The sequence below is a fragment of the Megasphaera hutchinsoni genome (assembly GCF_001553405.1).
In the GTDB taxonomy this organism is placed as follows: domain Bacteria; phylum Bacillota; class Negativicutes; order Veillonellales; family Megasphaeraceae; genus Megasphaera; species Megasphaera hutchinsoni.
Genome location: NZ_KQ960952.1, coordinates 71,861 through 92,714 on the forward strand (window position 1 = coordinate 71,861; position 20,854 = coordinate 92,714).

Below are 20,854 nucleotides of genomic sequence, written 5' to 3' on the forward strand. Positions count from 1 at the left end.
ATGAGGTTTTGTGATGAAAGAAATATATGCACTGGGGGTAATCGTTGCTTTAACTACTGTTTGTACAGTGGCGCAGGGGCAAGGTGAATTTGAATTACCGGAACAGACAACGTGGATGGAGATGAATCGTCATTTTTACGAAGAGAAAGAACAACCATTTTGTAAGACCATTATTACGGCAGAACAAATACAACAGCGACATTATACAACGGTTAAAGAAGCGGTTGCAGCTATTCCCGGTGTAACCGTATCGGAGCAGATACCTGGTGGTGATACGTATGCTCGTTTGCAAGGTACGGATCGAGTTGTCGTGCTCGTTGATGGACAAAATATAGGTAATACAGGGCAGGCTGCTTATGGAAGAGGAACCGTTGATTTATCTTTAGTGCCGGATATCGCTCAAATTGAACGGATTGAAGTTATGCAAGGGGTGTTATCCGTACGTTATGGAAGTGGTGCTGTGGGTGGTGTAATTCATATTATTACGAAAAAAGGGGCACACCGAGAACAGCGGTTAGATGTATTTGGTGGTACGGGCGATCAATGGGGAAGGCGGATTGCCTTTGGTGGCGAGCATCAAGCACTATCGTGGTATGTGACGGGGAGTCGCACACAACGGTCGTATTATCCGATTCGTTCGCATGGAATATATGCAACGGAACGGGTATATAGTGATTATATGAAAGATAATATAGCTGTGCGGATACGACGATGCCTAACGGATCAAACTTCATTAGATATGCAAGCTCAATATACTCAGTTTGATGGACATGGTACGACGGTCATCCGTACGAAACAACCGTATACGTTTATGCATAAAGAACGCAAACGGAAACAATATCGTGTACAACTCGCTTATCAGTATGATACATATACGATGAATCCAGGTTATGTACAATATTATCAGCAAGTGAATAAGGCGGCAGGAGAAACGCAATTTTCTACGCGTACACAAGGTGTTAGGGGGGAAAAGGTTTTTTGTATTACGGCACAGCATAAGATTACCTTAGGTGGTGAATGGCGCTGGGAAGAAGCAATACATGAAACGGCAAATATTCATCATAAACGTCGTACACAACGAGCTTTTTTTTTGGAAGATGAGTGGAAACAAGGAAAGTGGACTTTGCTGACCGGGGTGCGAGGAGATGATAATTCTTATTTTGGTTTTTATCCTACCGCACGAGTTAGTGTATTATATGATACGCAAAAAAGATTTAGTGGGTATGCTTCGTGGGGACGTGTTTTTTCTGTTCCTAAAATGAATGATTTGTTTTATACGAAAAAGGTACGTCGACAAATACAGCAACATGGAAAAACAAAATGGGTTGAAAAATGGGTAAAAGGGGATCCTTCCTTGCGTCCTGAAAATGGGTATACCGCAACGTTGGGTATGACGTACCGTTTATCGCCTCAGGCTTCATTACAGGCACAAGTATTTCGTAATGAAATACATCAAGCCATTCGCTGGAACCATGGTTTAGGTCGGGTGGAACAATTGGATACGGAAGCCGTTACGGGTGGAACTCTATCCTTTTTCCGTCAAGTAAACTCACATTGGCAGTATTCGTTGGGGTATGGATATACGGATTATCGCATATATACGAAAAAGGGGATCGATCATAAACGCACGTATAATCGGCCGCATGGGTATGTAGGGGAAATAACTTATACGGCAGGAAAATGGAGAGGCAACCTTTCTTTTGATGGCGGTGCAGGGCGAGATACGACGGATTATAATACGGGGGCCTTTGTACAATGGAATGGAAATGTTCAATATGCAGCGAATGATTCACTGTTATGGTATGTAGAAGTTCGCAACATAAACAATGCAGGGTATGATTTATTTCATCAATATCCCGTTGCGGGCAGACAATGGTTAGTGGGTATGCATTGTTCGTGGTAAAGGGGATAAACGTACAATGAAGAAAATAGTATATATTGGTTTTATTGTGGTAGTACTTATGACACTGGTATTAGGGGGATGTAGAAATGCCGCATCTATTTCTAGGCCTAGAACGAATGCAAAACCGTATGCTGTTGTTACGGATGATTTGCGGCGGACAATTACACTGTATCAAAAGCCTAAACGTGTCGTAGTATTAACGGCTTCGCTCCTTACTTTTTGTGATGTATTTCAAGCACCAGTAGTGGGGCGGACGACGATTCGTTCCACTCAAGTTAAGGTTCCACGGGCATATCAACAGGCGGTAGAACTGGGACCCGTATACCAAATTAGCATGGAAAAAGTCATATCGTTGCAACCAGATTTGATTATTTTAGGTAGTCGTACACAAAAAAAGTTAATCCGTCCGTATGAAGAAAAAGGGATTCCTGTTATTGCACTTCAAGGAAAGACGTTCCAGGATGAAAAAAATGCGTTACAAGTATTGGGGATGGTTTTTGGACAGTCTCAACAGGCAACACAGATATGTAAGCAATTAGATGATGATGTCGCAAAGATTCGCATGAAGATACCGAAAAAAAAGAAAAAAATTGCTATCTTACATGTCACTCCAAGTGCAGTTACGGTAGAATTATCGCAAAGTATTGCTGGCAATATGGCAGAATTGTTATATGCTGAAAATGTAGCGGTGCAACATGAAAAAAAAAGGGGTGATGTAGAGAAAGTCCCATATAGTTTAGAAGTTCTTTTGGAAGAAGATCCTGATGTGATTTTATTTACTCCTATGGGATCACCCGAAAAAATTGAAAAGAGATTGCAGCAAGAATTAAAAGGAAAGGCAGCTTGGAATCATTTGCGAGCCGTTCAGAGAAATAAGGTGTATGTTTTACCTGAACAGTATTTTTTAGTTAGCCCAGGCTTAGCGTATGGCAAAGCTATGGCGTATATGGCTTCACTTATTTATGGAGTAAAAGAGGATGAGTTCTATCAATAAACCAATATTACGTCAACACAATCGCATATGGGCAAGTATTATTTTAGTTGTCTTGGGCATAGTTTTCGTTACTTCTTTTGTCCTTTCTATTATGTATGGGGCAGCAGACGTATCTATTACGCGCGTTATTCATATTTTATGGGCACCCACAACAGGTGTGACTGATACTATTATTTGGGATGTACGCTTGCCGAGAGGTATTGCTGGTGTGCTTGTAGGTACAGATTTAGCTTTAGCTGGATTGTTATTGCAAGGTATTTTGCGTAATCCTTTGGCAGATCCGCATATTATGGGCATTTCGTCCGGCGCGGGGTTAATGGGAGTGGTTGTTTTAATCTTGTGTCCAGCGTTGACTTACCTTATAACGCCTGTCGCCTTTATAGGTGCTATGCTGGCGGCAGTGTGGGTATATGGATTAGCATGGAAAAATGGTATTCGTCCAGTGCGGGTTATTTTAGCAGGCGTGGCCGTAGCTTCATTATTAGGATCAATTATTTCGGGGATTCTTATTTTTTATAGCGATCGTGTCCATGGCGCATTGATGTGGATGGCCGGTGGACTTGGTAATGTCGGTTGGGATTCGGTCGGTTTATTGTGGCCTTATACGCTGGTTGGCATTATTCTTACGATGGTTAGTTCGTATTATTTGAATTTATTGCAGTTGGGAGATGATATGGCACGTGGATTAGGGTTACCAGTTGAACGAACACGATTTTTATTAACGGCATTAGCATCGTTATTAGCTGCTAGTGCTGTGAGTGTGGTCGGGTTATTAGGGTTCGTTGGTTTAATTGTTCCGCATATGGCGAGACTTTTATTGGGGGGCGATTATCGACTGATGGTGCCGGGAACGATTCTTTTAGGGTCGTCGTTAGTATTATTTAGTGATACGGTTGCACGAGTTATGTTTGCACCAGTGGAAATTCCTGTGGGATTAATTACGGCTATATTGGGAACCCCATTTTTTCTCTTTTTGTTGCGTAAGGAGATGTAAGTGAAAGCGATTATAGAAGTAGATAATATTGATGTTTATCGTCAAAAACGGCATGTGTTACGGCATCTTTCTTTTACGGTTGCACCAGGAGAAATAGTAGCTGTAATTGGACCAAATGGTTGTGGTAAAAGTACGTTGTTACAAACGGTGGGACGTCTATTGCCATATAGTAAGGGAAATATTTATTTGTATGAACAAGTGCTACGACAATATACACGTAAAGAATTGGCACGGCATATAGCTATTTTACCGCAATTTCATGAACTTCCAGATATGATGACTTGTCGTGAATTAGTGCGATTAGGTAGGTTTCCATATCATCGTTTTTTACGGGGACTTACTTCGTATGATGAAACATGGGTTACGGACTCATTGAAAGCAGTTCAGATGGAAAATATGGATAATGTGTTGGTTCGCACTCTATCGGGGGGGGAACAGCAACGTATATGGTTGGCTGTTTTATTAGCACAACAAGCACCGATTTTGTTATTAGATGAACCAACAACGTATTTAGATATGTATCATCAAATACATATGATGAATGTATTACGTCAAGCTTGTATAAAACGAGGTCTTACGATTATCTTAGTGTTACATGATATGAATCAGGTGTTGCAATTTGCTTCTCGTGTACTGGCTTTAAAAGAGGGGGTAATAGTGGCGGATGGAACGCCGCAGGAGGTGATTACACCTGCGTTGATGCGAGATATTTTTGGTATACGGGGAGAATGTATGGCTACTGGGGATCATTCATTTGCTTGGATTGGAAAAGATATTTTTTAGGAGAATAGTATGAATTTATTTACCGTCAAAGAGGGAAAACAGTTACGTTGCGGATATACGACAGGTAGTTGTGCAGCTGGTGCAGTGCGAGCGGCAGCAACGATGTTACTTACGGGGGAAGCGGTTGAATTAGTGCGATTGCTTGTGCCGTCTGGAGATGTTTTGGTCTTATCGGTTGAACATATTTTGCGTACGAATGACCGTGTGTCTTGTGCAATCTGCAAAGATAGTGGGGATGATCCCGATGCAACAGATGGAATATACGTATATGCTACTGTACAGAAGAGCGATACTTATGTCTTAACGGGGGGTGAAGGTATAGGCAAGATAACTAAACCTGGCTTAGCTTGTGCTGTGGGAGAATGGGCCATTAATCCGATACCGCGTCAGATGATTGAACGGGCATTAACTGATGTGGCGGAGCAGTATGGTTATAATGGTCAGTTTTCCGTACAATTATCAATTCCTGGTGGCGAAGAAATAGCGAAAAAGACATTTAATCCTCGTTTGGGTGTGCAAGGGGGGTTATCCATTTTAGGTACAACGGGAATTGTAGAGCCGATGAGTGAAAAGGCACTTATTCATACGATACATATGGAAATGGACAGCCAATACGCTGCAGGAATTCGACATTTATTAGCTTTTTTTGGTAATTATGGAGTGTCATTTAGTCAAGCTCAATGGGGTCTTGATACGACTAAGCGGATCACGTGTAGTAATTATGTTGGTGAAATGTTGGATTATGCTGTATATAAAGAATTTTCTGATGTGTTGTTAATTGGTCATATTGGGAAGGTTGTGAAATTAGCTCAAGGAATTATGAATACACATTCTCGATATGGTGATGGACGGATGTCTTTTTTAGCGTTAGCCGCATTGTTAGGTGGTGCTACGTCACAGGTAGGACAAGCCATCTATGATTGTGTGACAACAGATGGGGCGTTGGAGATTTTAGCTAAGCAAGGACTGTTGAAACGGGTTATGTCATTTATGTGTAAAAAAATAGAATTTTATGTGCAATATAGAGTACAGGAAAAAATGCCCGTAGGGGTTATCGCTTTTTCACAAGAATGGGGCGTACTGGGTATGACTAAACAGGCAAAAGCGATATTAGCGGTACATGAAAGGCGGAAACAAGATGAGTAGTACGGGTGACAAGATAGGGCAAGTTTATTTTGTAGGAGCTGGTCCAGGTGCAGTTGATTTAATTACGGTGCGTGGAAAAAATTTGCTCGAAAAGGCGGATTGTGTCATTTATGCAGGCTCTTTGGTAAATCCAGAAATATTATCATATGTTCCTTCCGTTTGTCGTATATATAATAGTGCTATAATGACATTAGAAGAAGTACTGGTGGTTATGTGTAGAGAGTATAAAAAGGGAAGTCGAGTTATTCGTTTGCATACAGGTGACCCGTCTGTATATGGAGCTATTCGTGAACAAATGGATGCGTTGAGACAGGCTGGTATTCCTTTTTCTATTGTACCAGGGGTAAGTTCTTTTTGTGCAGCTGCTGCGGCGGCACAGCTTGAATATACACTTCCGGGTGTAAGTCAGTCTGTTATTATTACACGGATGCAAGGTCGTACGCCTGTGCCAGATAAACAGCAGATACAGGATTATGTGGAACATGGAGCTACATTAGTTATTTTTTTGAGTAGTCATATGTTACGGGAATTACAATCCGTGTTATTGAAAAGTGGAATGGCTGCTGATATGCCTGCGATGATTGTGTATAAGGCATCTTGGCCAGAGGAAAAAGTGTTGTCGTGTACCGTGCAGACCCTAGCGGATACAGGAGAAAAAGAAGAAATTCATCATACGGCATTGATTGTTATTGGTAGGGTGTTATTGGATGGATATGAGCGTAGTTTATTGTATCATCCGAATTTTAGTCATCATTTTAGAAAGGGAAAAAAGGGCGAAAAAGATTATGACTAAAGGAGATGCTATTTTTTTAATTTCGGTTTCTTCCCGGGGACGAGACACGAGTATTCAATTAGCACAGGCTTTACAAGGGAAGCATCAGGATATACGCTTGTATACATTAGCGGCATATAAGATTGAGGGCGTGGCAGAAATTAAGGGCGACGTGAGTACCTTTGTTAAGTCGATTTTTTATCAGGCGAAGGCGATCATTTTTTGCTGTGCTATGGGAATTGTTGTGCGTAGTATTGCACCTTACTTAAAAGGTAAAGATGTTGATCCAGCAGTGTTATGTATGGATGAAAAAGGAGCGTTTGTCATTCCTGTTATTTCGGGTCATTTAGGCGGGGCGAATAGTTTAGCTAGACAAGTGGCACGCTTAATTAAGGGAAAAGCGATTATTACGACGGCAACGGATATCAATCATGAATTTGCTATTGATGAGTGGAGTGTACAACAACATTGTTTATTAGAACCATTAGCCATGATAAAACGGTTTTCTGCTACTTTATTAGAAAAAGGGTGTGTGGGCATAAATAGTGAATTTCCTGTAGAAAAACCATTGCCACAAGGATTGTCGTGGGAAGCAGAGGACATTGGCATGGTAGTTACGGCACGTATGAATTATCGACCGTTTAAGAAAAATTTGTTGGTTCATCCGCAGGTATTACATGTAGGAATCGGGTGTCGTGCTGGTATATCGAAGCAACAGATTGATAGTGCTTTTTTTGCGGTTGTTGATAAATTTCATTTATCGACAGGTTCCGTTAAAGCACTTCATACGATTGATATTAAGAAGGACGAAGTAGGTTTGTCCGAGTTTGCTAGTTCTTGGCATTGGCCAATTTATTATCATAGTGCAGAGATGTTAAAAAAAGTTAAAGGGAGCAAGTCATCGTCTTCTTTTGTCACGCAAACAGTAGGCGTAGATAATGTTTGTGAAAGAGCAGCATTATGTGGTATAGAGGGAAAACTTATTGTGGAAAAGCAAAAACATGAAGGCGTTACCATTGCTATTGTACAAGAAGATTATATGGTATTATGGTCAAAAGAGGAGAGTATATGCAGAAAATAGTATATGTAGTGGGCATTGGACCTGGTGATTCCAGGATGATGACAAGAGAGGCTTGGGATATATTAACACAGTGTGAGTATATTGTAGGGTATACGACATATGTAGCATTAATTCGTTCGCTTTTTCCGCAAGCTACTTTTGTTACGATGGGAATGAGAAAAGAAAAAGAGCGTTGTCGAGAGGCACTTCGTTTAGCTGAATTGGGACATAAAGTTGCTCTTATTTCAAGTGGTGATGCCGGGGTTTATGGCATGGCGGGGATTATCCGTGAATTAGGCGTGGATTATCCTCATGTCACCATTCAAGGTGTGCCAGGGGTGACTGTTGCTTTATCAGGAGCGGCGTTGTTAGGAGCACCGTTAGTTCATGACACGTGTTTTATCTCTTTAAGTGATGCCTTAACATCATGGGAAATCATTGAAAAGAGGCTGAAGTATGCGGCAATGGGTGATTTTGTTATTGTATTGTATAATCCGGCAAGTAAACGTAGACCGGATTATGTTCAACGGGCTTATCACCTCATTGCTCCTTATAGGCAACAGACAACACCTATAGGAATAGTGCAGCAAGTAGGACGCATAGGGGAAAAAGCATGGATAGCGACATTAAAAGCGATGGAAACACTGGCAGTAGATATGTTTACGACTATTTTTATTGGTAATAGTCAAACTAAAGTTATCGAGGGTAAGATGGTAACACCTCGTGGATATTCTTTGTAGGAGGTATAAGATGGCAGTATGGGTTGTAGGGGGGACAACGGAAGGTAGAAAGATCGCTTGTTGGTTAGCGGAGCAACATATTCCCGTGATACTTACAGTAGCAACGGGTTATGGTGCTGCCGTTTTACCTTCATTATCGTATCTTACGGTGGTTGTTGGTCGCTTAGCGGTAGCTGAAATGGATGCTTTTTTAGTACAATATCAGCCAGTTTTGGTGATTGATGCAACACATCCATATGCCCGTGAAGTGACGATTAATGTACAGCAAGCATGCAAAAGAGGAGGATATGATTATATCCGTGTGGTTCGACCTAAAAGTAAAACGGGGGATTGGCTTACGGTGGATTCTGCAACAGAAGCGGTAGAAGTATTAAGTCATACGCAGGGAAATATATTTTTGACTACCGGTAGTAAAGACCTGGAGTTTTTTGCACGTTTGCCTGATTATCAGAAACGGATTTTTTTACGCATTTTACCGTCACGTCTATCATTGGACAAGGCGTTGACTTTAGGGTTTCCTCCTAGTCGAATTATTTGCATGCAAGGACCGTTTTCTCAAGCGTTAAATCAGTTGATGTTTCAGGAGTGCAAAGCTATGTATGTTGTCACTAAAGATTCAGGTATTACTGGCGGTTTTCCTGAAAAGGTAAGAGCTGCAAAGGAAGTAGGAAGTTTGCTGATGGTATTAAAACGAACGGAAGAAGACGGCATTTTATATAGGGAGATCGTAGACAAAGTTCAACGTTATTTTCCCAATATAGGAGGACCAATATGAGTATTTTTATTGTTGGTATGGGTATGGGAAATCCTGAATTATTGACACAAGAAGCAGTGTCAATAATTAAACAAAGCACGATTGTTATTGGAGCGGAACGATTAGTTCGTATGGTCGATACGACAGAGAAAAAAGTTTATATCTCGACACGAGCGAGTGATATTTATGATTATGTAAAAACACTCGTAGACGAAGTGGTAGTTATTTTGGTATCGGGGGATGTAGGCTTTTACAGTTTAGCTTCTTTGTTGACCAAGTTTCCAAAGCATGCGGTACGTCGTATTTGTGGTATTAGCAGTTTGGTTTATTTTGCGTCATTATTGCAAATTCCTTGGCAAGATGTGTTTACTGTAAGTAGGCATGGGCGTCAAGCGGATATTATATCTGCTGTTATGGCACATCCAAAGGTTTTTTGCTTGACTGGTGGATCGCAGACCGTATCCTCTATTTGTCAAGAGTTATGTAGACATGGATTAGGTGCATTGAAGGTATATGCAGGTGAAAATTTATCCTATAAAACGGAACGATTAATGGAAGGACAGGCAGAGGAATTATGCAGTTGTCCCTTTGGTGATCCTTCGGTGTTACTAATTTCTTATACGCCGACATGTATACCCTCATTTCCTCGATATGGATTAGATGATTCTCTTTTTTTACGAAGTCATGTGCCGATGACGAAACAGGAGGTTCGGGCCGTTGCTTTGGCTAAGTTGGGAGTTACGATGGGAGCGACCGTATTTGATATTGGCTCGGGAACAGGAGCTTGTACGGTGGAATTAGCAAGGCAAGCGTTGGCAGGACATGTTTATGCGATAGAAAGTGATCCGGAAGCACAGGCGTTGACTCGTGAAAATATAATGCGATTTGGTTTAACTAATGTGACTGTTGTAGAAGGGATGGCTCCGTTTGCTTTTTCATCTATACAGGCTATACCAGATTATATTTTTATTGGTGGAACAAAGGGGTATATGCGAGATATTTTAGATAGTATATATGAAAAAAATAAGCAGTGTCAGGTAGTTATTACGGCGATTACATTAGAAACGGTACAGCATGTGTTGTCGTATTATGAAGAAAGAAATGAATATAGTGTAGATATTACGCAAATACAAGCTTCGCGTTCTAGGTTAATTGCAAAAGCTCATATGATGATTGGACACAATCCTGTATACATTATGCGGGCAATATATAAGGAGGTCAGTCATGGTGACTTGTAATGTGCCTCGCTTGATGGTAACGGGGACACATAGTGGCTGTGGTAAAACTACGGTTATGTGTGCGTTATTAGCTGCTTTAAAAGCACGTGGTCATAGTGTAGTTGCATATAAGAGCGGACCTGATTATATTGATCCCTTATTTCATAAGACGGTATTACATGTGCCGTCTTATAATTTAGATCTATTTTTGTTAGGACGAGGTATCATTGGTAGACAACGAGCAATGTATTTATTTGCGACACATGCTCAGCAAGCAGATATTGCTATCTGTGAAGGGGCTATGGGTTTTTTTGATGGAGTAGGAACATCGCGTGAAGCTTCTTCGTATGAAGTGGCAGATACGTTGCAGTTACCGACGATTTTAGTGGTAGATGGAAAGCATGCATCTGCTTCGTTAGGAGCGGTAATTCAGGGATTTTTGCAAGGTCCGAATAAGAGTCATATTGTAGGTTTTATCGTAAATCGGTGTAAGCCTATGGTTTATATGTATTTTAAAGAACAGTGGGAATCTTGTACGGGTATACGGGCTTTAGGGTATTTGCCTGATATAGAAGAATGTCGTATAGAAAGTAGACATTTAGGTCTAGTCACACCTTATGATATGTTTCAATTGCAGGAAAAGATACAGCGATTACGCCGGCAAGCGGAGCAGACATTGGCCTTAGACGATTTAGTTGGTCTGGCACGCACAGCGAGAACGTTACGTTATCCTTCTTTTACGTATACCACTAGTGCTGCTGTACGTATTGGGGTGGCACAAGATGAGGCTTTTTGTTTTTACTATGCCGATAGTTTAGCATTATTGCAACAATTAGGGGCGACATTAGTACCTTTTAGTCCTCTGCGTGATTTACATTTGCCCGATTGTGATGGTATATATTTAGGTGGGGGTTATCCAGAATTATATGCGGAACAATTAGCAGATAATATAAGTATGAAACGTCGTATTCGAGTAGCACTTTTGTCGGGAATGCCTTGTTTTGCTGAATGCGGTGGCTTTTTATATTTGTTATCGACATGGCAGTCGCAAGAAAAATCATATACGTGGAGTGGTTTAATCGAGGGAACGGGTGAAATGAAATCTCGGTTAGTACGTTTTGGTTATCAAACGCTTCATTTTTTAAAGGATACCGCGTTAGGAAAAAAAGGGATGTGTTGGCCAGCACATGAATTTCATTATTCCGATACGACAAATAATGGTGCGGCTTGTTTAGCTATCAAAGCTGCACGTTCAACCCATTGGTTGTTAGGACACGGAACAAAAACACTGTTTGCAAGTTATGCACATTTGCATTTATGGGGAAATCCAGTAGGAGCAGCTCGGTTTATTCATAACTGTTGGCGGTATCAACAGGGGAGGTTGTAAAGTATGGATATTGAATATGTATTGCCTCAAGATATTGAAGCACGGAGTATGGAAATTATTGAAGCTGAATTAGGGGAGATTATATTACCAGAGAAAGTAGCTCCTATTGTTAAACGGGTTATTCATACGAGTGCAGATTTTGAATATGCACGTACGTTATGTTTTAGTGAAGATGCGGTGTCATCGGCTTTACAAGCATTGCAACAGGGAGCGACGATTGTTACCGATACAAATATGGGGCTGATGGGAATTAATTCGGCTGGGGTACAGCAGTTGGGATGTCAAAAATATTGTTTTATGGCCGATGCAGAGGTAGCGAAAAAGGCGAAAGAAAAGGGGACGACACGGGCGATGGCAGCTATTGATAAAGCGTGTCACATAACGACTCCGCTTATTTTTGCTATTGGCAATGCACCGACCGCTTTATTGCGCTTAGAAGAGCATATCAAGTGCGGTCGTATAAAACCAGCACTGATCATCGGGGTACCCGTTGGCTTTGTGAATGTAGTGGCGGCTAAAGAAAGAATTATGCAATGCGGCGTTCCTTTTATTGTGGCGAGAGGGCGCAAGGGAGGCAGTCCGATTGCAGCGGCTATTTGTAATGCTTTAATTTATATGCTGACAAGAAAAACAAAGTGACAAGTAAAAATACTTGACACCATTTTCTTTTTTTGCTACACTTAATGAGCAATCAAAACTAGGGCGGTGAGTATATGGTAGAAGATGTGATCCGCAGAGGTAGATTATTAGATCTGTATGGTATGTTATTAACAGCAAAACAACAAAAATGTATGTGTTTGTATTATGAGCAAGATTGGTCTTTAAGTGAAATTAGTGAAGCGTTAGCAATATCTCGTCAAGGGGTATATGATTTAGTGAAACGATCTGTGCAGATATTGGAGAATTATGAATTGCATTTAGGTTTTCTAGATAAGCAAGATAAGATAAAGCGAGTAAGGGAAGAGAGCCTTGCTTTGTTACGACAAGAAAAACCAGATATCAAGAAAGTCTGTCAGCTATTAGAAGCGGTAGACTTATAAAGGAGAGCATATGGCTTTTGAGAATTTATCGGAGCGGTTTCAAGAAGCATTTAAAAAATTACGTGGCAAGGGTAAATTACAGGAAGAAGATGTTCAAGAAGTATTAAAGGCAATGCGTAGAGCATTGTTAGAAGCCGATGTTAATTTTACCGTTACGAAAGATTTTATTAATCGAATTAAAGAAAAAGCCGTAGGGGAAGAAGTTTTTGGCAGTTTAAATGCTTCTCAAACGGTTATTAAAATTGTACGAGATGAATTAACAGAATTATTAGGGGGCACACAGAGTCGAATTATGGTTGCTTCTAAGCCCCCGACGATTATTATGCTCGTTGGTTTGCAAGGGGCGGGGAAAACTACGACGGCCGCTAAATTGGCGAAGCAATTACAACGTAAGGGAAAGACGCCTTTATTAGTGGCAGCTGACGTATATAGACCCGCAGCTATTACGCAGTTACAAGTATTAGGGCAGGAATTAGATATGCCTGTTTATACAGAAGAGGATTGTCAAGATCCGGTGGGTATTTCTTCTCGTGCTATTTCGTATGCTACATCTCATTTACGTGATACCGTTATTATTGATACAGCTGGGCGGCTGCATATAAATGAAATGTTGATGGATGAATTAAAGCATATTCGGGAGTCCGTACATCCGCATGAAATTTTATTGGTTGTTGATGCAATGACCGGACAAGATGCAGTAACGGCAGCATCAGCGTTTGATGAAGCATTAGGGATTGACGGTATGATTATGACAAAGTTGGATGGTGATGCTCGTGGTGGAGCGGCGTTATCTATTAAAGCCGTTACAGGGAAGCCTATTAAATTCATTGGGGTTTCTGAAAAATTAGATGGGCTAGAAGAATTCCATCCCAATCGATATGCTTCGCGAATTTTGGATTTAGGTGATGTAGAAACTATTATTGAAAAGGCGCAAGCAGCATTTGATGAAGAATCATTGGCAACGATGAAAAAAACGTTACGCAGTGGATCCTATACATTTGAAGATTTTTTGGGTCATTTGCAAACGTTGAAAAAAATGGGAAATATGAGCACTTTATTGGGACTCATCCCAGGTATTGGCAAATATAAAAAAGAGTTAGAAAAAGTTAATATGGATGGTAGCGAATTTAAACATCTTGAAGCGATTATTACTTCAATGACGATAGAAGAACGGACGAGTCCGAATCCTAAACTATTGATAAAAGATAGTCGAAAGCGACGTATTGCAAAAGGTAGCGGTACACGCGTACAAGATGTAAATAGATTATTAAAGCAGTTTGTGGAAATGCAAAAAATGATGAAACAAGCAAAAAAAATGCAAGGTGGTAAAAAAAGACCTGGATTTTTGCCGAAGTTTCCTTTTTGAATATAATTATTTTATAGAGGAGGTGAGTAAAATATGATTAAAATTCGTTTAGCCCGTTTAGGTGCTAAAAAGAAACCCGTATATCGTGTGGTTGTAGCAGATTCACGCAATGCTCGTAATAATGGGCGTCCTGTAGCTACTATTGGCACGTATGATCCTGCTAAAGATGCAGCAACTCGTTTAACCATTGATGCTGAATCAGCTTTGGCATGGCTCGGTAAAGGTGCACAACCAACGGATACGATTCGTTCTTTGTTTAAAAAAGCAGGTATTATGGCTCAATTTGAAGCATCTAAAAAATAAGTGAGGCAGACTTATGGAAGAGTTAATTGCAGGTATTGCTAAAGCATTGGTTACACAACCAGATGCAGTTACAGTTACTAAAATTCAAAAACAAGGCCTCGAAGTATATGAGCTTCATGTCGCTCCCGGTGATATGGGAAAAGTTATTGGCAAGCAAGGTAGAATTGCGAGAGCATTTCGCCTTGTTGTCAAAGCGGCAGCGGTGAAGGCGAATAAAAGGGTATCCTTAGATATCGTATAGGAGGAAGAATGGATCGAATCACATTACGTGTGCCTGTTACGGTCAAAGCAAAGGTGACACAATCTTTAAAAGAAAAAATTTTGCACAATGTTGATCAGACATTAGCTGATATCGATCGTGAAATGCAAAATTTAGAAGAACAAGCAAAACGCATGATGGCAGAACAAGCGAAAATTGATGCACAAGGGCTTATTTCTTTACGCTCTCAAGTGGAAGAACAAAAACAACGTTTGTTAACAGCACGTGCTAAAGGTGAAAATGATCGCGATGCAGCTCAACAGCTGACAATTGGTTCAGAAATTGTACAAGGTACGACAGAACAAATGGTAGAAGTAAAAGTGGGCGATGATTTAGATGCAATGACAAGGGTAGAAGTTTTATTGGAAGATGGAAAAGTCATTGCTATTCGTCAATAGTATACGATGGCTTCTTTAGATTTATTTACCATTGGTCAAATTGTTGCCCCGCACGGTGTGCGGGGTGATGTTCGTATATATCCAGATACGGATTTTCCCGAGCGGTTTTTAAAAATGAAGTATGGATATATTGGCGGACGGCGCTATAAGGTAATGGCCGCTCGTTTTCATAAACGCGTTGTGCTAATGAAATTTGCCGGGGTTGATGATAGAAATAGTGCAGAATTGTTAGTACAGCAAGCATTACAAGTCCCACGTGAAGAGCTTATGCCGTTGCCTAAAGGTACGTATTATATATTTGATATTATTGGTGCAAGTGTATATGATACACAAAATGCTTATTTAGGAGTACTTACAGAGGTATTAAAAACAGGTAGCAATGATGTGTATGTGGTGACAGACGATGACGGGCAAGAGCAATTATTTGCGGCTATTCCATCGGTTGTCAAAGAGATTGATATAGAACATAAAAAAGTGGTATTAGATCCTCCAGAATGGGTGGAAGCATGAAAATAGATATTATTTCTTTATTTCCTGATTTTATTCAAGCCTTTTATCAGCATAGTATTATTGGACGTGCAGTGGCATCTGGGGTGATAGATTTAGATGTGACTAATCCACGGCAATTTACCTATGATCGACATCGCATGGTAGATGATACCATTTATGGTGGCGGTCAGGGCATGTTGATGAAAGCGGCACCTTTATTTACGGCAGTTGAAGTGGTACGGCGTAGTGTGGAGAAACGACGCATTATTTTTATGGGACCAACGGGATGCCCTTTTACACAGCAAAAGGCTAGGGAATTAGCTACATATGATCAGTTGATTTTGGTATGTGGTCATTATGAAGGTGTGGATTATCGTGTGGAAACAGAATTAGTTGATGAAGTTATTTCAATTGGTGATTACGTTCTCACGGGTGGTGAAATTCCAGCGATGGTAGTTACTGATGCGGTAGTACGTATGATTCCAGGTGTTTTAGGAACGCATGCTAGTGCTACAGATGATTCATTTTATACATCATTGTTAGAATGTCCACAATATACCAAACCATCTATATTTAGACAATGGGCTGTTCCAGATGTTTTATGTAATGGTGATCATAAAAAAATAGCTAGTTGGCGGCGCCAAGCTTCGTTACAGCGAACGGCTATGTTGCGACCAGATTTATTGATTCACGCTTCATTGACGCCACAAGAACGTCTATGGCTCAGTTCTGAGAAAGAGGAGATAGAGTAATGTTGTCACCTTTGTATGTTGGGTTAGTACATTATCCGGTGTATGATAAAAATTTTGATGTGATTACAACCGCTATAACGAATTATGATTTGCATGATATTTCCCGATCAGCGAAGACGTATGGCGTAAAAAAATATATTATTATTCATTATGTTCAAGGACAGGTGGATATGATTCATAAGATTATGAACTTTTGGGAAAGTCCCGTAGGTAGAAAGTATAATGGATATCGGACACAGGCTTTTGATATCGTTGATATTAAAGCAACGATACAAGAAACTGTAGATATGATTACGTGTGAAGAAGGTGTACGACCGTACGTGGTTACTACGGATGCACGTACATATGCTCAGTCTATTTCGTATAAAGAATTACGGAAGAGACGGGAAACGGATGGACGTCCCATCTTGGTGTTACTGGGAACGGGATATGGTATGACAAAAGAAGTGATGGAAGAATTTGATTTTATATTAGAACCTATTCACGGAACAGGAACATATAACCATTTATCTGTTCGTTCAGCTGCAGCTATTATTTTAGACCGCTTAGCTGGTTCTTCGTGGTGGGAATAAAGGAGGAAAGTATATATGTCCGGACATTCAAAGTGGGCTAATATTAAACGTAAAAAAGGTAAGAATGATGCGATTCGTGCAAAGATTACGACAAAAATAAGTCGTGAAATTACTATTGCTGTACGGATGGGAGGATCCGATCCCGTTGGTAATATGCGCCTTAAATTAGCATTGCAAAAAGCAAAAGAAAATAATATTCCCAAAGATAATATTAAACGGGCTATACAAAAAGGTGCAGGTGCGACAGAAGGACAAAAATATGAAGATATCGTGTATGAAGGCTATGGTCCAGCTGGTGTAGCTGTTACGGTAAATGTATTGACAGATAATCGGAATCGTGCCGCGGCTGAAGTGCGTCACGTTTTTTCAAAATATGGTAGCGGTATGGGTGAAACAGGATGTGTTGGCTGGATGTTTCATAGCAAAGGCATATTTATCGTATCGAAAACACAAGCGGACGAAGATACGGTTATGGAAGTGGCGTTAGATGCAGGTGCAGATGATGTTAAAACAGGAGATAATGAATTTGAAATTGTTACGGCTCCAGATGTGTTTGATGCGGTAGAACAGGCATTAGTAGAACATCAGATTGAAACAGAACACGCACAAATTACGATGGTTCCCGATACTATGATTACATTAAATGAGCAAGATGCAGAAAAAATGGAGACACTCATTGATGCATTAGAAGATTTAGATGATGTACAAGATGTGTATCACAATGGGGATTTTCCAGAAGAATAAAAAAATGAAATAGGTGAGGGTGCAGGTATGTACCTCACCTATTTTTATGTTTGTAGAAAATAGGCAATGAAAAGGTTTTAGCATATAATATAAGTATAAAAGGGGAGGCATATGAATTTATTAACATATCGAAATGAGATAGATGCGTTGGATAAACAAATTATAGCGTTGTTAGAACAGCGGTTTGCCGTGGTTGAACAGGTAGGAAAGTATAAGCAAAAAGCGGATTTAGGTGTGCAGGATCTGAAGCGAGAGCAAGCGGTATTGGAAGGGATAGCAATGGTAGTTCAGAATCGCCAGTTGGTTCAGTCTATTCAACATATATATGAGCAAATTCTTGCTGAAAGTAGGGCGTGGGAGTATTAATTTCAGGAGGATATATGAGTGAACTAAATGAGTGGGTTGGAATTGTAGAACGGATACTGTTTATATCTAAAGAAAAAGATTTTTATATTTTTGTTATGTCACAAGACGGTGGACCCAAAAAAGTTACTGTGAAGGGATCGGGGCGTGCTGTAACGGTAGGTGAACGTATACGCGTTCATGGTAAGTGGGTACAACATCGCAAATATGGGCGACAAATAGCTGCTCAAGCGTGGCAAATTTTAGTATCTGATACACTTGAAGGAACGAAGCGTTTTCTTGCCTCATCGTATATACCAGGTATGGGTCCGGTATTGGCACAACGTATTGTTGATACTTTTGGCAATAAGGCTATGGATATTTTGCAGAATGAGCCGGAACGGTTACTCCAAATCGAAGGTATGGGTAAACAAAAACTGGAAAGTATACGAAAAGCTTTAGCGGATAAAGAATGGGATTATCAACTAGCACTGGACTTAGAACAACATGGTATTTCAGGTAAGTACGCTATCCACTTGATTAATGCATATGAGTCACATGTATTAGAGGTATTAAAGACAGATGCCTATCGTTTGATACAAGATATTCAAGGTATTGGTTTTATTGTGGCTGATAAAATTGCCTTGGCTTATGGAATGGATACACATCATAAAAAAAGAATTTGTGCAGCGTTGTATTATGTGTTGGAAGGAGAAACTTACAATGGAAATGTATGTGTACCGCAAGAATTATTGATACAAGAAACGGTGAAGTTGTTACATGTAGAAGAAGCGGTAGTGGCGGATACATTAACGTCACTAGTGGAAGGTCAGTTTTTAAAAACAGAAGAATATCAACATCAGGTATATGTATATCTAATAGAAAAATATTGCGAAGAGGTAGCCGTAGCACGGCGTATTCGTGAAATGAGTAAGATCCGGGATAAGAATATGTGTGGTGTTGAATTATTCTTGAAAACGTGGCAAAAAGAATCTGATTTTACCTTGGCAAAAGAACAGCAACAAGCTGTAAAAGCATCTGTTCGTTCTCCTATATTGGTCATTACGGGGGGGCCTGGTACAGGGAAAACGACAATTATTCAAGCGGTTATTAAATTAGCAGAACAACGACAGGAACGCATTGCTTTATGTGCACCGACTGGTCGTGCAGCGAAGCGTTTACATGAGGCAACATCGCATAAGGCGGAAACTGTACATCGCTTATTAGGTGCCAATGGTAAATCTTTTGAATATGATGAAGATAATTTGCTTTCGGTAGATTTAGTTATTGTCGATGAAGTATCTATGCTTGATATGAATATGTGTTATCATTTATTTCAAGCTCTACCTGAAGGATGCCGATGTATTTTTGTGGGAGATGCCGATCAATTACCCTCAGTTGGTGTAGGGCGTGTATTACATGATTTGATTCGGTCAGAACAAATTCCCGTAGTGCGATTAAAAACGATTTTTCGGCAGAAAAATGGTGGACGTATTGTGACAAATGCACATTTAATTAATCAAGGTCAATTTCCTATTTGTAACGAAGATTCTGAGTTTACTTGGATTGAAGTTGATTCAGAAGAAGAAGGGGCAGCACAGATTACTGCTTTATATGGCGAAATCATGAAAAAAGAGGATGATTTGTTTAGCGTGCAAGTATTATCGCCTATGTATAAAAATCCTTGTGGTGTTGACAATTTAAATGCGTTGATTCAAGAAAAATATAATCCTTCGCAGCCGAATAAGAGTGAATATTGTACAGAAAAGTGGACGTTTCGTGTAGGTGATAAAGTAATGCAGCGACAAAATAATTATGATGAAGGTATCTTTAATGGCGATATGGGCACTGTTTTTTCAGTTCAAGCGGAGCGTGTTTTTGTTCGGTTTGCTGAACGGGATGTGTCGTATACGAGTAAAGATATTTCGCAAATAACACCGGCTTATGCTACGACTGTTCATAAGAGTCAAGGGAGTGAATATGGAACCGTGATTTTAGCATTTGTAAATAGCCAGTATATTATGTTGCAACGCAACTTATTTTATACGGCTGTAACACGAGCAAAAAAAAGAGTCATTTTAGTAGGCATGGAAGCAGCAATACAACGAGCAGTTACTAACGTGAGAAATAATCAGAGGTATACTTTGTTAGCAGAACGTTTACGTGGGAAAGAATTATGGTAAATTGGCGATCTTATATTATGACGATGTTATATCCGTCCCTTTGTCCAGGTTGTGGCGCTTCGTTATTATGGGGAGAAACATGGTGTAATGCATGTCGTCGGCAATGGGGGATGGGGAGAAGAATTCAACGAACAAGTGCTATTCCACATGTTGATAGTGTTTATTGTGTAGCCTCTTATCGTGGTCCAGTGGGGCGAGGGTTAAGACGGTTAAAATATCGGCGGCATTTAGGTAATCAAAAAGCATGGCAGGAATTATTAGATTCATTTCCCTTTATTGATAGATTGTGTTTATATTCTTTTGTTATGCCAATTCCTTTAGTATGGCAACGACAAGCGGAGAGAGGATTTAATCAAAGTGAATGGTTATTTCGTCCTTGGGCAAAACGACAGGGAATTTGTTGGTTAGATGGGTTACAGCGTATTCGTAAAACACAAGAACAATATGGCCTTAAGCGAAAGGCACGTCAGGAGAATTTAAAAAGTGCATTTGCTATGAAGGGTTCTTTCATAAAGGCTATATACGGGAAAAAAATTATTTTAGTGGATGATATTTATACAACTGGCGCGACGATGGAGGCCTGTGCTAGTGTATTAAAAAAACATGGGGCTTCGACAGTGACTGGTTTAGTCGTTGCGAGTAATGCCCCGTGATAA

24 protein-coding genes are annotated in these 20,854 nt (G+C 40.2%); all 24 read left to right on the forward strand.

From position 1 onward, the window contains the following. The first annotated feature begins 13 nt into the window (after positions 1-13). The 24 genes from HMPREF3182_RS07810 to HMPREF3182_RS04410 all read left to right on the forward strand — a co-directional run bounded on the left by HMPREF3182_RS07810 (position 14) and on the right by HMPREF3182_RS04410 (position 20,851). A complete protein-coding gene (locus HMPREF3182_RS07810; RefSeq protein WP_062485656.1) occupies positions 14-1,903 on the forward strand; it encodes a TonB-dependent receptor plug domain-containing protein in 1,890 nt (629 codons plus the stop codon). Between the two features lie 16 nt (positions 1,904-1,919). After that, a complete protein-coding gene (locus HMPREF3182_RS04300) occupies positions 1,920-2,897 on the forward strand; it encodes an ABC transporter substrate-binding protein (RefSeq protein WP_007391954.1) in 978 nt (325 codons plus the stop codon). Continuing rightward, positions 2,881-3,891 (forward strand): FecCD family ABC transporter permease, encoded by a 1,011-nt coding sequence (locus HMPREF3182_RS04305; protein WP_062485658.1) that lies wholly within the window; start codon positions 2,881-2,883, stop codon positions 3,889-3,891. The genes HMPREF3182_RS04300 and HMPREF3182_RS04305 overlap by 17 nt, the downstream gene beginning before the upstream one ends. Then, positions 3,892-4,674 (forward strand): ABC transporter ATP-binding protein, encoded by a 783-nt coding sequence (locus HMPREF3182_RS04310; RefSeq protein WP_062485660.1) that lies wholly within the window; start codon positions 3,892-3,894, stop codon positions 4,672-4,674. It begins immediately after the preceding gene. A 9-nt stretch (positions 4,675-4,683) separates the two neighbouring features. After that, complete coding sequence (gene cbiD / locus HMPREF3182_RS04315; protein ID WP_062485662.1) at positions 4,684-5,820, forward strand: cobalt-precorrin-5B (C(1))-methyltransferase CbiD; 1,137 nt, start codon at positions 4,684-4,686, stop codon at positions 5,818-5,820. Further along, positions 5,813-6,613, forward strand: coding sequence for a precorrin-4 C(11)-methyltransferase (cobM, locus tag HMPREF3182_RS04320; RefSeq protein WP_062485664.1), 801 nt, complete (start codon positions 5,813-5,815; stop codon positions 6,611-6,613). Before cbiD ends, cobM begins: the two co-directional genes overlap by 8 nt. Beyond that, positions 6,606-7,673: a cobalt-precorrin 5A hydrolase gene (locus HMPREF3182_RS04325; RefSeq protein WP_062485666.1), complete on the forward strand. Its 1,068-nt coding sequence runs from the start codon at positions 6,606-6,608 to the stop codon at positions 7,671-7,673. The genes cobM and HMPREF3182_RS04325 overlap by 8 nt, the downstream gene beginning before the upstream one ends. Then, entirely contained in the window at positions 7,661-8,392 is a 732-nt protein-coding gene (cobJ, locus tag HMPREF3182_RS04330; protein WP_062485668.1) for a precorrin-3B C(17)-methyltransferase, read from the forward strand. Before HMPREF3182_RS04325 ends, cobJ begins: the two co-directional genes overlap by 13 nt. Before the next feature lie 10 nt (positions 8,393-8,402). After that, positions 8,403-9,167, forward strand: a complete 765-nt coding sequence (gene cobK / locus HMPREF3182_RS04335; protein ID WP_062485670.1) for a precorrin-6A reductase — start codon at positions 8,403-8,405, stop codon at positions 9,165-9,167. Continuing rightward, positions 9,164-10,384, forward strand: a complete 1,221-nt coding sequence (locus tag HMPREF3182_RS04340) for a bifunctional cobalt-precorrin-7 (C(5))-methyltransferase/cobalt-precorrin-6B (C(15))-methyltransferase (protein ID WP_062485672.1) — start codon at positions 9,164-9,166, stop codon at positions 10,382-10,384. Before cobK ends, HMPREF3182_RS04340 begins: the two co-directional genes overlap by 4 nt. Continuing rightward, a complete protein-coding gene (locus HMPREF3182_RS04345) occupies positions 10,371-11,750 on the forward strand; it encodes a cobyrinic acid a,c-diamide synthase CobB (protein ID WP_062485674.1) in 1,380 nt (459 codons plus the stop codon). Before HMPREF3182_RS04340 ends, HMPREF3182_RS04345 begins: the two co-directional genes overlap by 14 nt. A gap of 3 nt (positions 11,751-11,753) precedes the next feature. Beyond that, on the forward strand, positions 11,754-12,389 hold the full coding sequence (locus HMPREF3182_RS04350) for a precorrin-8X methylmutase (RefSeq protein WP_007391891.1): 636 nt from the start codon (positions 11,754-11,756) through the stop codon (positions 12,387-12,389). A gap of 74 nt (positions 12,390-12,463) precedes the next feature. After that, positions 12,464-12,790 (forward strand): YlxM family DNA-binding protein, encoded by a 327-nt coding sequence (gene ylxM / locus HMPREF3182_RS04355; protein ID WP_007391903.1) that lies wholly within the window; start codon positions 12,464-12,466, stop codon positions 12,788-12,790. 10 nt (positions 12,791-12,800) lie between these two features. After that, positions 12,801-14,156 (forward strand): signal recognition particle protein, encoded by a 1,356-nt coding sequence (gene ffh / locus HMPREF3182_RS04360; RefSeq protein ID WP_007391928.1) that lies wholly within the window; start codon positions 12,801-12,803, stop codon positions 14,154-14,156. A gap of 33 nt (positions 14,157-14,189) precedes the next feature. Continuing rightward, the gene (gene rpsP, locus HMPREF3182_RS04365; RefSeq protein WP_007391911.1) at positions 14,190-14,459 is read left to right on the forward strand and encodes a 30S ribosomal protein S16; all 270 of its coding nucleotides are present in this window, start codon (positions 14,190-14,192) and stop codon (positions 14,457-14,459) included. 13 nt (positions 14,460-14,472) lie between these two features. Continuing rightward, positions 14,473-14,700, forward strand: coding sequence for a KH domain-containing protein (locus HMPREF3182_RS04370; protein WP_007391943.1), 228 nt, complete (start codon positions 14,473-14,475; stop codon positions 14,698-14,700). A gap of 8 nt (positions 14,701-14,708) precedes the next feature. After that, entirely contained in the window at positions 14,709-15,116 is a 408-nt protein-coding gene (locus HMPREF3182_RS04375; RefSeq protein WP_062485676.1) for a YlqD family protein, read from the forward strand. Positions 15,117-15,122: 6 nt separating this feature from the next. Further along, positions 15,123-15,626, forward strand: coding sequence for a ribosome maturation factor RimM (rimM, locus tag HMPREF3182_RS04380; protein ID WP_007391925.1), 504 nt, complete (start codon positions 15,123-15,125; stop codon positions 15,624-15,626). After that, positions 15,623-16,357: a tRNA (guanosine(37)-N1)-methyltransferase TrmD gene (gene trmD, locus HMPREF3182_RS04385; RefSeq protein WP_062485678.1), complete on the forward strand. Its 735-nt coding sequence runs from the start codon at positions 15,623-15,625 to the stop codon at positions 16,355-16,357. Before rimM ends, trmD begins: the two co-directional genes overlap by 4 nt. After that, a complete protein-coding gene (locus HMPREF3182_RS04390) occupies positions 16,357-16,929 on the forward strand; it encodes an RNA methyltransferase (RefSeq protein ID WP_062485680.1) in 573 nt (190 codons plus the stop codon). Before trmD ends, HMPREF3182_RS04390 begins: the two co-directional genes overlap by 1 nt. 15 nt (positions 16,930-16,944) lie before the next feature. Next, the gene (locus HMPREF3182_RS04395) at positions 16,945-17,673 is read left to right on the forward strand and encodes a YebC/PmpR family DNA-binding transcriptional regulator (RefSeq protein WP_062485682.1); all 729 of its coding nucleotides are present in this window, start codon (positions 16,945-16,947) and stop codon (positions 17,671-17,673) included. Between the two features lie 111 nt (positions 17,674-17,784). Then, a complete protein-coding gene (locus HMPREF3182_RS04400) occupies positions 17,785-18,039 on the forward strand; it encodes a chorismate mutase (protein WP_007391896.1) in 255 nt (84 codons plus the stop codon). Positions 18,040-18,053: 14 nt separating this feature from the next. Continuing rightward, positions 18,054-20,198, forward strand: coding sequence for an SF1B family DNA helicase RecD2 (recD2, locus tag HMPREF3182_RS04405; protein ID WP_062485684.1), 2,145 nt, complete (start codon positions 18,054-18,056; stop codon positions 20,196-20,198). Then, a complete protein-coding gene (locus HMPREF3182_RS04410) occupies positions 20,192-20,851 on the forward strand; it encodes a ComF family protein (protein ID WP_235808649.1) in 660 nt (219 codons plus the stop codon). The genes recD2 and HMPREF3182_RS04410 overlap by 7 nt, the downstream gene beginning before the upstream one ends. Positions 20,852-20,854: the final 3 nt, after the last annotated feature.

Bases quoted from the DNA above. Each gene is read 5' to 3' on its own strand.
- HMPREF3182_RS07810 (WP_062485656.1), top strand. From the start codon at position 14: ATGAAAGAAATATATGCACTGGGGGTAATCGTTGCTTTAACTACTGTT.
- HMPREF3182_RS04300 (WP_007391954.1), top strand. From the start codon at position 1,920: ATGAAGAAAATAGTATATATTGGTTTTATTGTGGTAGTACTTATGACA.
- HMPREF3182_RS04305 (WP_062485658.1), top strand. From the start codon at position 2,881: ATGAGTTCTATCAATAAACCAATATTACGTCAACACAATCGCATATGG.
- cbiD (WP_062485662.1), top strand. From the start codon at position 4,684: ATGAATTTATTTACCGTCAAAGAGGGAAAACAGTTACGTTGCGGATAT.
- cobM (WP_062485664.1), top strand. From the start codon at position 5,813: ATGAGTAGTACGGGTGACAAGATAGGGCAAGTTTATTTTGTAGGAGCT.
- HMPREF3182_RS04325 (WP_062485666.1), top strand. From the start codon at position 6,606: ATGACTAAAGGAGATGCTATTTTTTTAATTTCGGTTTCTTCCCGGGGA.
- cobJ (WP_062485668.1), top strand. From the start codon at position 7,661: ATGCAGAAAATAGTATATGTAGTGGGCATTGGACCTGGTGATTCCAGG.
- cobK (WP_062485670.1), top strand. From the start codon at position 8,403: ATGGCAGTATGGGTTGTAGGGGGGACAACGGAAGGTAGAAAGATCGCT.
- HMPREF3182_RS04340 (WP_062485672.1), top strand. From the start codon at position 9,164: ATGAGTATTTTTATTGTTGGTATGGGTATGGGAAATCCTGAATTATTG.
- HMPREF3182_RS04345 (WP_062485674.1), top strand. From the start codon at position 10,371: ATGGTGACTTGTAATGTGCCTCGCTTGATGGTAACGGGGACACATAGT.
- HMPREF3182_RS04350 (WP_007391891.1), top strand. From the start codon at position 11,754: ATGGATATTGAATATGTATTGCCTCAAGATATTGAAGCACGGAGTATG.
- ylxM (WP_007391903.1), top strand. From the start codon at position 12,464: ATGGTAGAAGATGTGATCCGCAGAGGTAGATTATTAGATCTGTATGGT.
- ffh (WP_007391928.1), top strand. From the start codon at position 12,801: ATGGCTTTTGAGAATTTATCGGAGCGGTTTCAAGAAGCATTTAAAAAA.
- rpsP (WP_007391911.1), top strand. From the start codon at position 14,190: ATGATTAAAATTCGTTTAGCCCGTTTAGGTGCTAAAAAGAAACCCGTA.
- HMPREF3182_RS04370 (WP_007391943.1), top strand. From the start codon at position 14,473: ATGGAAGAGTTAATTGCAGGTATTGCTAAAGCATTGGTTACACAACCA.
- HMPREF3182_RS04375 (WP_062485676.1), top strand. From the start codon at position 14,709: ATGGATCGAATCACATTACGTGTGCCTGTTACGGTCAAAGCAAAGGTG.
- rimM (WP_007391925.1), top strand. From the start codon at position 15,123: ATGGCTTCTTTAGATTTATTTACCATTGGTCAAATTGTTGCCCCGCAC.
- trmD (WP_062485678.1), top strand. From the start codon at position 15,623: ATGAAAATAGATATTATTTCTTTATTTCCTGATTTTATTCAAGCCTTT.
- HMPREF3182_RS04390 (WP_062485680.1), top strand. From the start codon at position 16,357: ATGTTGTCACCTTTGTATGTTGGGTTAGTACATTATCCGGTGTATGAT.
- HMPREF3182_RS04395 (WP_062485682.1), top strand. From the start codon at position 16,945: ATGTCCGGACATTCAAAGTGGGCTAATATTAAACGTAAAAAAGGTAAG.
- HMPREF3182_RS04400 (WP_007391896.1), top strand. From the start codon at position 17,785: ATGAATTTATTAACATATCGAAATGAGATAGATGCGTTGGATAAACAA.
- recD2 (WP_062485684.1), top strand. From the start codon at position 18,054: ATGAGTGAACTAAATGAGTGGGTTGGAATTGTAGAACGGATACTGTTT.
- HMPREF3182_RS04410 (WP_235808649.1), top strand. From the start codon at position 20,192: ATGGTAAATTGGCGATCTTATATTATGACGATGTTATATCCGTCCCTT.